At 63.7% G+C, this 15013-nt stretch carries 9 protein-coding genes; 5 read left to right on the plus strand and 4 right to left on the minus strand.

What is annotated here, in order from left to right; translation table 11 throughout:
* The first annotated feature begins 143 nt into the window (after positions 1-143).
* Positions 144-1040, plus strand: coding sequence for a restriction system modified-DNA reader domain-containing protein (locus FHU30_RS36445; RefSeq protein WP_253882107.1), 897 nt, complete (start codon positions 144-146; stop codon positions 1038-1040).
* Between the two features lie 43 nt (positions 1041-1083).
* Here FHU30_RS36445 and FHU30_RS36450 read toward each other — a convergent pair whose 3' ends face one another.
* From FHU30_RS36450 to FHU30_RS36465, 4 genes are all read right to left on the minus strand, one after another.
* Positions 1084-3249, minus strand: a complete 2166-nt coding sequence (locus FHU30_RS36450) for a tetratricopeptide repeat protein (protein WP_253882108.1) — start codon at positions 3247-3249, stop codon at positions 1084-1086.
* Positions 3242-3814 carry a DUF6879 family protein gene (locus FHU30_RS36455; RefSeq protein WP_372504022.1) on the minus strand — a complete coding sequence of 191 codons (573 nt, stop codon included), beginning with the start codon at positions 3812-3814 and terminating at the stop codon, positions 3242-3244. The genes FHU30_RS36450 and FHU30_RS36455 overlap by 8 nt, the downstream gene beginning before the upstream one ends.
* Positions 3815-4039 carry a hypothetical protein gene (locus FHU30_RS36460; protein ID WP_253882110.1) on the minus strand — a complete coding sequence of 75 codons (225 nt, stop codon included), beginning with the start codon at positions 4037-4039 and terminating at the stop codon, positions 3815-3817.
* Between the two features lie 503 nt (positions 4040-4542).
* A complete protein-coding gene (locus FHU30_RS36465) occupies positions 4543-6147 on the minus strand; it encodes a DUF6119 family protein (RefSeq protein WP_253882111.1) in 1605 nt (534 codons plus the stop codon).
* A 227-nt stretch (positions 6148-6374) separates the two neighbouring features.
* Here FHU30_RS36465 and FHU30_RS36470 point away from each other — a divergent pair, with 227 nt between their 5' ends.
* The 4 genes from FHU30_RS36470 (at position 6375) to FHU30_RS36485 (ending at position 14967) form a co-directional block, all read left to right on the plus strand.
* Complete coding sequence (locus FHU30_RS36470; RefSeq protein ID WP_253882112.1) at positions 6375-8408, plus strand: N-6 DNA methylase; 2034 nt, start codon at positions 6375-6377, stop codon at positions 8406-8408.
* 77 nt (positions 8409-8485) lie between these two features.
* A complete protein-coding gene (locus FHU30_RS36475; protein ID WP_253882113.1) occupies positions 8486-10483 on the plus strand; it encodes a type I restriction-modification system subunit M in 1998 nt (665 codons plus the stop codon).
* Positions 10480-11778: a restriction endonuclease subunit S gene (locus tag FHU30_RS36480; protein WP_253882114.1), complete on the plus strand. Its 1299-nt coding sequence runs from the start codon at positions 10480-10482 to the stop codon at positions 11776-11778. Before FHU30_RS36475 ends, FHU30_RS36480 begins: the two co-directional genes overlap by 4 nt.
* Before the next feature lie 3 nt (positions 11779-11781).
* Positions 11782-14967 (plus strand): type I restriction endonuclease subunit R, encoded by a 3186-nt coding sequence (locus FHU30_RS36485; protein WP_253882115.1) that lies wholly within the window; start codon positions 11782-11784, stop codon positions 14965-14967.
* The last annotated feature ends 46 nt before the right edge of the window (positions 14968-15013 follow it).

The raw sequence follows: 15013 nt of genomic DNA on the forward strand, positions 1-15013 counted from the left end.
TAACACGCCCCACGGCGGGCACCGTGACGGAGCAACGTCAGCCCGTACAACGGTGGCTGTAACGGAGCCGTCACGGAAGTCTCTGATCCTCCGGGTCACCTGGACGGATGTCTCTAGCATGGCCAAGAGATCGGAGGTTGAGCTTGGCTGCACACCTGACCGACAGTCTCTCTGCGAACGTCGTCGTCCCTGAAACCGCCGCCGACCCCATCGAGATCTACATCGACCACGTCGCCCTCTGCGTCGCGATCGTCGAGCGTGAAGGAGCGAAGTCCCTCCAGAATGACTGGGACGTCCCGGGCGTCTATGTCCTGCTCGATCCGCCGGCGCACAGCCAAGCTTGGGGTGCCTACGTTGGGAAGGCTCCGACGGGGATACGCTCTCGGCTACTGGATCACCTCAGTGCCAAGGACCACTGGACCCGGGCGCTGCTCATCCGGCGTGACACCAAGTACGGCTTTCACTCCGCGCAGGTTGGATGGCTTGAGGGGCGCCTTTACGACCTCCTGCACGCAGCTGAGAACGCCGAGCTGCACAACAAGAATCGGCCGAGCGACGAGACCCTGCCCCCACACGATCGTCAGATGCTCGAGTCCTGCATCATGCCGATCACCCGCATTCTCCGGCTCGTCGGCTACGATCCCGCACCGCCCGGGGAGACTCCTCCGCTCGCGACCGCAGCCGCCGCCTCTGTGCCCGCGCAGGCTGCGAAGACGCTGGCCAAACACACCAAGACCAAGCACAACGGCACCGTGCGCGATCTCCTCAACGCGGGACTCCTGGCACCCCACGCCAAGCTCGTGTCCACGGTTGGCAGCTGGCCGGGCGAAGCCCTGGTCCGTCCAGACGGCAGGATCGAGTTCACCGGACAGGTCTTCAACACCCTGTCCGGTGCCGCCAGCGCCCTGGTTGGCGGCGCGGCAAACGGATGGGTCGTTTGGTCGATCGAGACCGACACCGGACGCGTCTCGCTGGCCACCCTCCGCGCCCGTCTCAATAGCGGAACGCATCACCCGAAAGTAGAGACGAAGCAGCCGTAGCCGCCTTGGGGGCCGACGTAGGTTCGGCCCGCCCTGCGCTACATCACTCGTTCTGCGGGTCCGGTGGCTGGACAGCGCGGGTCTGAAGTTCAGCCGCCTTGTCATCCCGGAGGACCTCATACAGCTCTGCGGCTGTGCGCCAGCTCTGTCGCGCGTCTGAAGTGTTGCCCGTCTGGTCGAACACCTCTGCCAACGCTTCCCAGGCCATGGCCTGGCTCCGGCGGTCGGCGTGGCGAACGAAAATATCGATGGCCTGGCGCAGTTGCGCCTCGGCTTCCCCGGTGCGTCCGAGCTTCCGCAGCGCCGGCCCCAGCGACAGCGCTGCCCAGGCGACGCTCCATTCGTCTGGCAGTTCTTGAAAGGTCCTGCTGGCCTGTTCGGCCAGTTCAGCAGCGCGTTCGAGATCGCCGTCGGTGTCCGCGGATCTGCTGAGGCTGAGCAGGGCCATCCCCTCGCCCCGCCGCCAGCCCGCGCCGCGGAACACCTCCAGCGCTTCACCGAACAGCGCCGTCGCCTCGGTGAGCTCGCCTTGCTCTTGGCGGATGAGTCCCAACCCGCGCAGAGCGAAGCCCTCTAACCAGGTGTCGTGCAGGCCTTGCGCGAGCTCGATAGTGCGGCGATAGTTCTCGGCTGCTTCTTCGTATCGGCCGCCGCGCCAGGCGGCATCGCCCAGGCAGAACAGGTTGGACGCCTCGCCCAGCACATCGCCCAGCGCCCGGGCCGCATCCAGGCCCTGCCGATGGATCTGTTCCCACTCGGACCAGTAGGAGCCCAGTTCGAAAAATCCGTCGGCGACAACCGGGAGCTTCCAGGCGATGTCGTACTGCCCCAGCTCGAAGGCCTGGCGCAGGGCTGCCAGCAGGTTCGTGCGCTCTCGCTCGAACCAGCCCATCGCCTCGGCCGCGCCGGCGAACTCCGGAACAGCCAGCCCCTCCGCCGGCACGAGTGCGACTTCGTGGGAATGCGGCAAGATTGCGCGGCGGCCGTAGTCGAGCGCATGCAGGTACCAGCTCAGCATTCGCCGGATCGCTTGCGTCCGCGCCTGCTGAGACTCCTCAGCCCGGGCGCACTCACCGGCATAGGCGCGGAGCAAATCATGCAGACGAAAGCGTCCGTCCGCCGGCTCTTGGAGCAGGTGCGCCCCGGTCAGCTCACGGAGTTGCCGTGCTGCCGTCCGCTCGTCGGTCCCGGTGAGCGCTGCCGCTGCTCCGATGCCGAACTCTGCCGACGGATGCAGGCTGAGCAGGCGGAAGGCCCGCTGCAGGGTGGGATCCAGCGCGCGGTAGGACCAGGAGAAGACGGTGCGGACATCACTCAGCTCGTCCTCGCGCTCAGTCAGGGCATCGAGCCGATGCTTCTCGTCCACCAGTTCGTCCAGCAGGCCGTGCAGCGACAACGCCGGGCGGGACGCGGCATGCTCGGCCACCACACGCAACGCGATCGGCAGGTAGCCGCACAGCTCGGCCAAGCGACGCGCGGCCTCCGGTTCGGCGGCTGCGCGTTCGGGACCGATGACCTGCCCGATCAACTCGACAGACCCCTCGGGCGACAGGATGTCGAGCGTCACCCGCCTCGCTCCTTCCCTGGTCACAAGCCCGGCGAGCCTACTTCGACTGGTGATCACCGCAAAGCATCCGGAGGATGCGGGAAGTAACGGTCTCACCGCCGCGGCAGAGACCGCATTGTCAATGACGACCAGCACATCTCTGCCATCAAGTATCGACCGGTACAGCGCTGCGCGCTGGCCAACCTCGTCCGGGATCGCCTCGGCCGGGACACCTAACGCCCGCAGGAACCCGCTCAACGCATCATCTGCCGTCAGCGGGCGTCCCGGCCCGTAGCCGCGCATGTCCACATACAGGTCCCCATCGGGGAACCGCTCCCGGCAACGATGCGCCCAGTGGACGGCCAATGCGGTCTTCCCCACGCCCGGCGCCCCAGCAATGGCCGACACCACCACCGCCGCCGGAGCCACCACGCTGTCTTCGCTGGTAGCCGCCGCCAGCAGGTCGTCCAGTGCACGCAGATCAGCTTCACGGTTGACGAACCCCGGAACATCCAACGGCAACTGCCGAGGTGCTCGCGGCGCCGGACGCGTCTCGCCGAACCGAATGTCCCCGCGCAGGCTGTTGACCTGAATGGCCGTCTTGGCGTCCCCGCGGTACCAGTTGCCTTCCGACCGCTCCTGGGGACCGGACGACTCAACCACGACCAGGCGAGAACTGCCCGCCGTACCGCGCCGCGAACTCCCGATACGGCACCGACCGCGCCACCGCCGCATCTCGCCAGTAGTTGGCCACCACGATCTGCTCCGGATCATCAACGATCTCCGCCACAGCGAAGGCACCGTCGTCCTGGTAGCGCATCGTCACCAACAGTCTAGAATCAAACAGCCAGTAGTCGTAATGCGGGAGCTCCTCGGGCCACTCCCCCGCACCGACTGCAGCGATCCGTACATCTTCGCCGGCGTCCACGGTGTGCTCATACGACCAGGCGCACTCGAACCGGACATAATCCGACAGAGGCTCCTCCACCACATGGACCCGGTGGAGCCGCTTCCCAGCGCGCACCGCAGGACGAACGGTGCCATCTATCCAGTCAGCGATGCCAGGGAACTCGCCACGTTCCTGCCCCTCCATGAACAGCGTGAACTCACGTTCCTCGTAGTACACGCCATAACGCTGAAGCGACTCCAACCGATACGCGGTGTACCGAAAGTCCGAAAACAGCCGATTGAACTCCGGATCCGCGAGCGAGTGGAAAGTCCGTCCCACCTAGGGCGCCTCTCCCATGGCCTGCAGCCGCGCGACTGCCCGAACAAGCACCTCGGGCGCGATCCGAACAGCCATCTCACCTGGCAGAACGTTCGCAAGTTCCGCATGCGTGTCGTCGTCCACGACACTCCCCTGAACGACGAGCTCACCCGACTCCGCGAGATAGACCGACGGACAGCCGTTGCCACCCGATTTGTCGTCTTTGCTCAGCATGACAAGCTTCACGGCCGACCACCTTCAGAAGTCGATCAGCGCACACGTGCGCCCAGCTTGCTCACGAGTCTAGAAATCGCAACCCTTGCAAACAAGCCCCGCTGCCGGGAATCCGCCTGTCAACTAGTTCCACAGTGGTCTGACCAGGCATTTCCGCATCAGGGACGCCAGCACAGGGTCAACTTCGCGTGGTTGCGCCACACCTGCGAGGCTCAGCGGCCAGCTATCGATGCGCCAGGCTGCCCGAGCCCTCCAGGAGCTAAGCCGCATTCCCCCCGCGCCCGACGCTCCGACCATCAGCGACCGCGTGTCCACGGCATAGCGATCTGGCGCCTAAGGTCACAGTTTGCCCTCTATCTAACTCAGAGCGCGCTATCTAACTCAGAGCGTGAGTTGTATTGGAGTGTGGCAGCGAGCCGACCTCTGCGCTTGTCACCTCGATGAGCACACCGGCGAGTATTGCTCGAGATCACGAGGGCCATGTTGATCATTACTTATTGCGAAGCCGCGGAAGCTCAGGCCCTGGGGATGCCGATAACTTCAACCTCGACGAACTGCCGGAGGTAGGTGACCATGTGGAGGAGGGCGATCTGCGCGAACGGGTACAGGCTGTCGGGCGTGAGGTCGGTCCCCTTCTTAAGGTGGATGGCGAAGATGACCTTCTTCGGCAGTCCATCGGGCGGCGGGACACACTGTCCTTCACTGCGCTCCGCGATGAGCTCGTTGAACGCACGGCGCGCGTCCGCCTGCTGGATCAGGGTTTCCACGGCGACGAGTGCCTGGTTGAACTGATGACTGAGCGGCGCTGAACCTTCTGCGGGCTTGACACAGATAAGGACGCCGTCGGCGCAGTAGAGGTCGCACACCTCGATTCCGTTGTGGTTGTGCAGCGCGGTGCGCACGCTCGTCCGATCCAGGTTGAGGAACCGTGCCCGACCGTGCTCATCCTGGACCCGCTGGTTGTAGTCACGCTCGTGCTCGCCGGGGCGCCACGGTGGCAGGTCCAGACTGGGAGCTCCTGAAAGCAGCTCCTGGATCTGTTCGTGGACCAGATCCAGGTATGCTGCGCCGGCTTCGTACCAGGCGCCCTCGACCAGGAAGTAGTGGCGCGCACCGTCCCGGACGAGGGCCTCCAGCCACTTGATCGCGCTGATGCCTCCGAGCTGCGTACCTGCCGAGTCGAACATCGTGATCCGGCCGTCGCGCAGCGCGGTGACCCCGGTCCCCAACGGCTGGGCACGCACTCGACTGATCACATCGTCCTTCAAGTCCAGCGCCGGACGGTCTTTCCGGACGACACTGCCAATCTTCACGTTGTAAGACGCAGTGCTGTCCAGATGGGGAAGCATGCCAACGGGGACTGCCAGGTCGACCCCCTCTCCCTTCCTGAGCTGCTCTTCCAGCATCAGATCGAGGACTGCCCCCAGCTCACGATCAGCAAGCGGCTGGATCATCTCGATGAACCGCAGTTCCTCCCGGGGTTCCCGCTTCGAGATCGCAATGAGTGTCCGGATGCAGTCGATGAGGTCGGCGGGATCGTCGGGCAGCGGCATGGACAGTCCTTCGGCGCCGTTGATCTGAACGGTCCCGACCCCCGGGAGACCAAGATCGGCGGCAGTGAGCTGCCCTTCGAGCTTGCGTACGAGCTCTTCGTGGATACGAAGGCCGATGCTCCCGATCGGGATGCCCGAGTAGGCGAGCGTGCTGTCCAGCCGCGCAACCCCGGCCATGGCGCGGCGTACCACTCCTCGAACCTTGGCGGGGTCGATCGTCCGCGCGGCGATCCGCAGGCCGAACGTGGAGTCCTTCAGTTCGTCGCGGATGAGCCGAAAGCCCTGCCCACAGCCGACCGCGAAAACTTGGCCGTCAACGGCGAGCACGAGCAGGTCCGCGGCTGTTTCCACATGGCTGTCCAAGACCGCTCCGGTGACCGAGGACAGCCAAGACGTCCATGCTGCCGGGGCACGCGGCTTCGTGCCGTGCACGAGAAGCGCGGCGGCTGCTCCTGACAGCCGAGGCGTGGGCGGAAATTCGAGGTGATAGGAGGAGCCTTCACGCAGAACGGCTTCAAGGTGATCTGACGTCACGCCGAGGAGGCGATAAAGGGTGCGGACGGTCATAGCACGCTCCGTAACGAGGTGGGCACGCCGGGGAGGTGGGGGCGGTTTGGCGCGGAGCTTGTGCGGCGCTCGGTCGCCCACGAGCCCAACGCGCCAGAAGGACAACGCCAGTGAAAGCATCTTCAGTAGACCAAAAACTGAAAGCGCTGTCAAACCACTGACGCTGCTTCAGTGGCGTGTAGAGTGAAAGCTGCACGCGGTCGCCGCTCCCTCAGGCAGGAAGTTCCATGTCAAGTCCGTCCGAACAGATGACCGCAGCCGAGATCTCTCGTCTGGCGAAGGTCACCCGCGCCACCGTCAGCAACTGGCGACGGCGGCATCCGAGCTTCCCCGCGCCCAGCGGTGGCAACGAGACCAGCCCTACCTACGACCGCGCCGAAGTGGAGGCGTGGCTACGGGATCGCGGACAACTTCCCGAGCCGTCGCCGGACGACAAGCTGCGCAACACGATTCGCGTGCAGGAAGACCTCGCCGCGGCCGCGACCCGCGCGCTCGCCTTCGTGCTGGCAGCCGCGCGTATGTCCAGCGACGAACGAACACAGCTAGCGGCGGCGTCCAACTTCCTTCGTAGGTCTGAGGATGAGGTCAGCGCCCGCGCCGGCGAGTTGCAGTTTCTCGGCAAGATCTCTTTCGACGAACCAGAGGAACCTGTCCTGCGGGCAGCGCTCGATACCCTGGAGCAGCTGGGCCGTGACCAGACGATCGACGCCCTGACCAGCCTGGTCAGCTCCGACAGCGTGATGCGCGGCGTCCACTTCACGCCCCAGTCGATCGCCACCCTCATGGCCGGGCTCATCGACCAACGCACTGGTTACCCGACTTCGGTATTCGATCCGGCCTGCGGCACGGGCGGCCTCCTCGAAGCAGCGCGCCGGCAGGGCGCAACCAGACTGTTCGGTCAGGATCTCGTCGCCGGTCAAGCAGCGTCGACCGCCACTCGGCTGGCCGTTGGCGAAGGTGAAGTCGATGTCCGTGCGGCCGTCGGTGACAGTCTGCGCGATGACGCGTTTCCCGAACTGGCCGCTGACGCCGTGCTCTGTCATCCGCCTTTCGGGGATCGGGACTGGGGGCACGACGAGCTGGGCTTGGACGGACGATGGGCATACGGTCTACCACCCAAGGGTGAGCCCGAACTGGCTTGGCTGGAACACTGCCTTGCCCACGTACGCCCAGGCGGGACGGCGGTGATTCTGCTTCCGCCTGGCGTCGCTTCCCGTGCCGGTGGCCGACGCATCAGATCCGAGCTCGTCCGGCAGGGTGCTGTACGAGCCGTGATCGCGATCCCTGCAGGGATCGTCCCACCACTGCACGTCCCACTCCACCTATGGGTGTTGCGCAATCCGGAAGGCGAGCCTCGGGAAGCCGATCCGGTCTTGTTCGTCAACGCCCCCGCCGCTGACGCGTCCTCCTCATCGATGGATGAGAACCCGGCGACTACCGAACCGGTCGAGGACCAACTGGGCTCTGCCCTCTCGGTGCGCGTCTGGCGCCAGTACGCCGCTGACCCCACTGGGTTCGATGCCCATCCGGGCCTGGCTCGAGGCGTTCCGGCCCTCGAACTCCTCGACGATTTGGTGGACCTCACCCCGGCTCGGTATGTCCACCGCACGTACCAGGCTCAATCGCCCAAGGAGCAGTCCCGGCTGGCCCACGACCTGCGAGACCGGCTGGCGCGAAGCATCGAGCTCTTCAACACCGCCAACCTCCAACTGGACTGGCGAATCCCCGAACGAGCGCACGAGCGGCGAAGTGCGATGGTCAACGATCTCGTCAGAGGTGGGGCGATCACTCTGCATCGAGTCACGGGACGGGACGACTCCGATGGCGGCGTGACCATACAGCGCGGCGACGTGCTGCTCCCCGAGCACGCCGCACCGAACAGCTCATCCACCTACCCCTTCCCTCCCGTACTGGTGGCCGGCGAGGCCGAGGACGGGACGGAACTGCGTCCGACGATGATCTTGTTCCGGCCCGATCCTGAGCGACTGGATCCGTGGTTCCTTGCTGGCTTCCTCTCCGCAGAGGAGAACGTCAGCAACGCGTCCATCGGGACGAGCCTCAGACGTATCGATCCAAAGAGGCTACGGGTCCCCCTGATGCCCCTCGAAGAGCAACGTCGGTACGGCGCGATGTTCCGCCGGATTGAGACGGTACGGAAGTCGGCCGACACCGCATACCGACTGGCCACCGATGTCGCACGCCAACTCCGGAGCAGCCTCACCTCAGGCGCTCTTCAACCCGCCAACGGAGATTTCCCATGACCGAATCAAGCGCACCACCCATGAACCACACTGAGAACATCCCGCCCCAACAGCACGCGAGCGTAGAGAGCACGAGCTTGGACACGAGCAAGCACACTGAGCTGGTTAACCACGCCTGGTCCGTCGCCGACCTACTGCGCGGTGACTACAAGCAATCCGACTACGGCAAGGTCATCCTGCCGTTCACCCTGCTCCGGCGACTGGAGTGCGTCCTGGAGCCGACCCGCGACAAGGTCCAGGCACAGCTCGAACGGTTCAAGAACAACCCGGGCATCGACCCCAGCGGATTCCTGAAGCGAGCATCGGGACAGAGCTTCTACAACACCAGCGACTACACGCTCAAGAAGATCGCCGACGACCCGGCACACGCCGCGACACACCTCAACCAGTACGTCGCGGGGTTCTCTGAGAACGCGCGCGAGGTTCTGGAGAAGTACGAGTTCGCCCAGCAGATCAAGCGTCTGGACGGCGCGAACCTGCTCTACAAGGTGATCGGAAAGTTCGCAGACCTGGACCTACACCCAGAAGTCGTGCCGAACCACCAGATGGGCTACCTCTTCGAAGACCTGATCCGGAAGTTCTCCGAACTGTCGAACGAGACGGCGGGTGAGCACTTCACTCCGCGCGAGGTCATTCGGCTGATGGTGAACCTGCTGATCGCGCCCGACAAAGCTGCCCTGAACCTCCCGGGGCCCATCAGGACGATCCTCGACCCTGCCTGCGGCACCGGCGGAATGCTCAGTGCGGCCGAGGAGTACATCAAGTCGTACAACAAGGACGCCAACGTTGAGGTGTTCGGGCAGGAACTCAACCCCGAGTCGTGGGCGATCTGCCGATCCGACCTGATGATCAAGGGGCAGGATCCGGACCACATCGCGTTCGGCAACTCCTTCAGCGACGACGGCCACAAGAACGAGAAGTTCGACTACCTCCTGGCCAACCCGCCGTTCGGCGTGGAGTGGAAGAAGGTGAAGGAGGAGGTCGAGTACGAGCACAACGCGCTCGGCGACTCCGGCCGCTTCGGCGCCGGCCTCCCGAGAATCAACGACGGCTCGTTCCTGTTCCTCCAGCACATGATCTCGAAGATGAAGCCCGTCCAGCCGGACGGGTCCGGCGGCAGCCGCATCGCGATCGTCTTCAACGGCTCGCCGCTGTTCACCGGCGCCGCAGAGTCGGGCGAGTCGAAGATCCGGCAATGGATCCTGGAGAACGACCTGCTCGAGGCAATCGTCGCCCTGCCCGACCAGCTCTTCTACAACACAGGCATCTCGACGTACTTCTGGATCCTCACCAACCACAAGGACAAGGCCCACAAGGGCCGCGTCATCCTGCTGGACGCCCGCGACTACTGGGTCAAGATGCGCAAGTCGCTGGGCGACAAGCGCAAGGAGATCAGCAACGATCAGATCGCGGACATCACTCGGCTCTACGGCGAGGCCCTGTCGGTCGCGGCCGACCCTGACCACCCGCTACACGGCAAGGTGAAGGTCTTCCAGAACGAGGCCTTCGGCTACCACCGCATCACGGTGGAACGTCCGCTGAAGCTCCGCTTCGAACTGACCGAGGAGACCCTGGCGGCGCTGGAAGCCAGCAAGCCAGTCCAGAAGTTGGCCGAGAAGGACCAGCTCGTCAAGGCCCTGCGGCCCCTGCTCGGCACCACCTGGTCGACGAAGAACGAGATGCTAGACGCTCTCATCAGCGCGGTCGCCGAAACCGGCCTACTCTGGCCGTCTAGTACCCCGTTCGCCAAGGCTGTCCGCGACACGATCGGCGTCCGCGACCCCGAGGGCGAGGTCCAGAAGCTCCGCGGTGGCGCCATCGAGCCAGACCCCGAACTGCGCGACTACGAGAACGTCCCGTGGGTCGAAAACGTCGAGGAATACCTCAAGCGCGAGGTCCTCCCCCATGTCCCCGACGCCTGGATCGACCACGACAAGACCAAGGACGGTTACGAGATCCCCTTCACCCGCCACTTCTACGTCTACAAGCCACCCCGCCCGCTGACAGAAATCGATGCTGAACTCAAGACCCTCGAATCCGAGATCCAAGAGTTGCTCGCAGAGGTCGCCTCATGACGCGCCCCGACAATTCGCCACTTCCATATGGCTCCGCCCTTCCCGAGCACTGGGATGTTGTCCCGCTGAAGCATGTTGCCAAACTTTCCAATGGCTACGTCTTCAATTCACGAGACTGGACGGAGTACGGAACCCCGATCATCCGAATTGAGAATCTAAACGGGTCTAGCGACTTCAATTTCTCCACTCTGGCGCTAGACGAACGGTATCAAATTACAAATGGAGACCTACTCTATTCCTGGTCAGGGAATCCTGGCACCTCTTTTGGCCCCTACCGCTGGAGTGAGGTCGGACAATATTATCTCAACCAGCATATCTTCAAAATATTCACAACTATAGACAAAGATTGGCTTTATTGGTCTCTAAAGGCCGCCACCCATTGGATCGAGCGTGCACTCACAAGTGGAATGATCGGCATGGTTCACGTAACGAAGAAGGAGCTTGAGAATGCTCCGATTCCGCTCCCCCCTATGGAAGAACAGCGACGCATCGCCGACTTCCTCGAACTTGAGGTACGCAAGATCGACAGAGCGATCGACCTGCACAAGCGACTTCAGGCGACGCTGGCCGAGAAGACGGAGGCAACCGTAGAACAGTTGCTGCTGCACGGAGATACGAAAATTCACCTCCCCTCTTTCCGAATGCCTGAAGCACCCTTTCCTACAGCCTTCAAAATCGGCAAACTAAAGCAGGCGTCACTTCGGGTCGATGTCGGAATCGCAGAAGCAGCGACCCATGCATACGCCGCCTCAGGCGTCCCCCTGCTGCGGTCGACGAATATCAGAGCAAACGCAATCTCGCATCAGGACATGCTCTACGTGGAGCCATGGTTTGCGGAACGCAACAAATCAAAATATGTCCGCGCTGGCGATATCCTGACCGTACGAACCGGTAATGCTGGCACGAGCGCCGTCGTCCCCCGTGACCTAGACATGTCCCAGACGTTTACGCAACTCATCACAACACCAAGCCCCGACTTCTCTGCGGAATACCTCTGCCACTTCCTCAACTCTCGCACATGCAGGCAATATTTCGAAAGCGTAAGCTGGGGCAGTGCGCAAAAAAATATCAGTGTCCCACTGCTAGGCAACACCCCGATACCCATGCCCCCTCCTTCTAATCAGAGGGATATTGTTGTCGCAATTCAGAGGGATATCGAATTCAGTTCAAAACTCGCCTCACTCGTGGGTCGGGCCGTGAGCGTGGCAGAGGAGCGGAGGCAGGCGTTGATTACGTCGGCGGTTACTGGGCAGTTCGATGTGTCCACGGCATCCGGTCGTGGGGTTACGGAGTAGCTGATGAGTCCGGTCCACGATGAGAACGCGTTCCGGGCGGGGATCGTCTCCGCGATGGTCGAGCGTGGCTGGGATGTCGGCAGTCCTTCCGCCTACAGGGCCGATCTCGGGCTCGACACCAGCCAGCTCTTCACGTTCATCGGCGAGACCCAGTCCGACGACTGGAACGAGCTGCTGCTCCGCTACGGCAACGACCCCGACGCCGCGCAGTTCGGCTTCGCCACGCGCGTGGATCAGGCCATCAAGACTGACGGGCTCCTGCACGTCCTGCGGCGCGGGGTGAAGGACAAGGGTGTGCTCATCAGGCTCGCCTACTTCAAGCCGAGTCTGGTCCCCGACGACTCCGTCCTCGTCAACTACCGGGCGAACCGGCTCACCGTCGTCAAGGAGTTGGAGTACGCGACCAAGCAGGCCGACGCGGGCAATCGCTTGGATCTGGCCCTGTTCCTCAACGGCATCCCGGTGGCGACCGCCGAGCTGAAGAACCCACTCACCAAGCAGAACGTCGACCACGCCAAGCAGCAGTACCGTCTGTCCCGCGATTCGTCCGAGCTGATCTTCCGGCATCGCGTCGTGGCTAACTTCGCCGTGGATCCCGACCTAGTTTTCGTCGCCACGCAGCTCCGCGGGAAGAAGACACTCTTCCTTCCCTTCAACACTGGCTCGAAAGGCCCCGGCGAGCCGGGCGGCAAGGGCAATCCCACGCCCAGCACACCGGGCAAGCACGCGACCGCCTACCTGTGGGAGCAGGTCTGGGAGCCCGACAACTGGCTCGACCTGCTCGAACGGTTCGTCCACGAGCAGAAGGAAAAGAACGTCGGCAGCCGGTCCACCAAGACGATGATCTACCCCCGCTACCACCAGTGGGACGTCGTCAAGAAGCTGACCGCGCACGCCGCGATCCACGGCGCGGGCCACAACTACCTGGTAATGGCGTCCGCCGGGTCCGGCAAGTCCAACACGATCGGCTGGCTGGCGCACCGGCTGTCGTCCTTGCACACTCCGGTCAATCCGGCCGATCTCGACCCCGATGCCCGCGCGAGTGGCCTGGAGGCCGGCGTTCCGGTCTTCGACAAAACCATCGTCATCACCGACCGCCGCAACCTCGACTCCCAGCTGCGGGAGACAGTCAGTTCATTCGAGCAGATCCAAGGCCTGGTCGTGAAGGTTGACGACCGGCGCGGGGCGAAGTCCGAGCAGCTCGCCAAGGCGTTGTCCAGCGAGGCCGGGAAGATCATCACGGTCACCTTGCACACCTTCCCGGCGTTGATCGAGTATCTGAAGCGGAACCCCACTGAGATCAAGGGCCGCAAGTTCGCGATCATCGTGGACGAGGCGCACTCCTCGCAGTCCGGCGACGCGGCGAAGGACGTCCGGGCCGCACTGCGCGACCTCGGCTTGGACGCAGACGACGAGTCCGGAGAGCCGGGCGCGGTCGAGATCCTGGCCGCTGACACCGACGCGAAACTCAAGCAGAGTGCAGCCGAACGCAGCATGGCATCCAACTTGTCGTACTTCGCGTTCACTGCGACGCCCAAGGCCAAGACTCTCGAGCTGTTCGGCACGCTGGAGACGCTCGACGGCAAGCCGACCTACGTTCCGTTCCACACGTATTCGATGCGGCAGGCGATCGAGGAGGGCTTTATCCTCGATCCACTGAAGAACTATGTCACCTACAAGACGTACTGGCGGCTGGTGAACAAGAACGCCGACGACGTCGAGGTGGAGAGGGACAAGGCCAACAAGCTCCTCGCACGGGCCGCTGGCACCCACCCGTCCACCGCCGAAGCCCAGGCGCAGATCATCGTCGAGGATTTCGAGCAGAACGTCCGGGGCCGTCTCGGCGGACGCGCCAAGGCGATGGTGGTGACCGACTCGCGACGTAGCGCCGTCCAGATGTCCCGCGCGATCAAGTCCTACATACAGGACCGGGACTACAAGAATCTCGGCGTGCTCGTCGCATTCTCCGGAACCCTTGAGTACGAGGGCGAGGACACCACCGAGCCCAAAGAGAACGGCGGGATCCCCGAAGGCGCGCTGCGCAAGGCATTCGCGTACACCAAGGCCGACGATCCGACGACCCGCGCCGGTGGGCCGGGCAAGACCGAGTACCGGATCCTGGTGGTCGCTGAGAAATACCAGACCGGCTTCGACCAGCCGCTGTTGACGTCGATGTACGTCAACAAGGATCTGGCCGGGATCTCCGCCGTCCAGACACTGTCTCGCCTCAACCGGACCGCCGACGGCAAGAGCCAGGAAGACCTGTGCGTCCTGGACTTCCGGAACGAAGCCGAGGACATCGCGGAGGCGTTCCGCCCCTACTACGAAGAGGCGATGACGCTTCCAAGCGATCCGAACCTGCTCTACACGGCGGAGAGCAAGGTCATGCAGGCCCAGATCTTGGACGTCAGCGAGATGCAGGAGTTCGCCGCCGCCTACTTCACGGCGAAGAATGATGCGGCCGGATCCGAGGCCAAGTGGCAGAAGGCGCACGCCGAGCTATACCGACTGCTGGCCCCGGCAGTCGAACGTTTCGAGGCATTGGCCAACAGCGAGGACGAGGACGAGCGGGAGGCGGCGGAGGTCTTCCGCGGTGACCTGAACGACTACATCCGCAAGTACGGGTTCCTCTCGCAGCTCATCCCCTACCAGGATGAGGACCTGGAGCGGCTCTATCTGTACGGACGGCACCTGCTCAACCGGCTGCCACGGCGCGGAGACGGCGGCGTCGACATCGGCGAGGTCGACCTCAGCCACCTGCGGGTGGAAAACACCGGACAGCGGGACGTCAGCCTGACACCCGAGGGCGCGGAGTTGATGAAGGGCTTCGGGGACGGCTCCGCCGGAGCCAAGGAACCGGAAAAGGCGCTGCTCTCGGAGTTGATCGACGATCTGAACACCAGGTTCGGCGCCGATCTCACCGACGACGATCTCCTACGTTCCATCATCGACGAGATGAAGGCCGACCCGGACATCAAGGTCGCGGCACTCGGCAACCCTGAGGAGGACTTCGGCCTCGTCAGTGACAAGCATGTCGAAGAGAAGATGCAGGACCGCTACGACAGTGCGGTCAACCTGGGCAACCAATACTTCGCACGGGACGGCGAGTTCAAGGCGTATCTGAACAGCCGGGTGCGGAAGCTGCTCTGGCGGACGATCCGCGAGGAAGCAGAAGACGGCGCGGCTTGAACCCACCTGTCTAGGACTTTCCCGGAATGTGAGGGAAGTCCTAGAC

Origin of the sequence: Actinomadura rupiterrae (assembly GCF_024172125.1) — a bacterium.
Lineage (GTDB): Bacteria > Actinomycetota > Actinomycetes > Streptosporangiales > Streptosporangiaceae > Spirillospora > Spirillospora rupiterrae.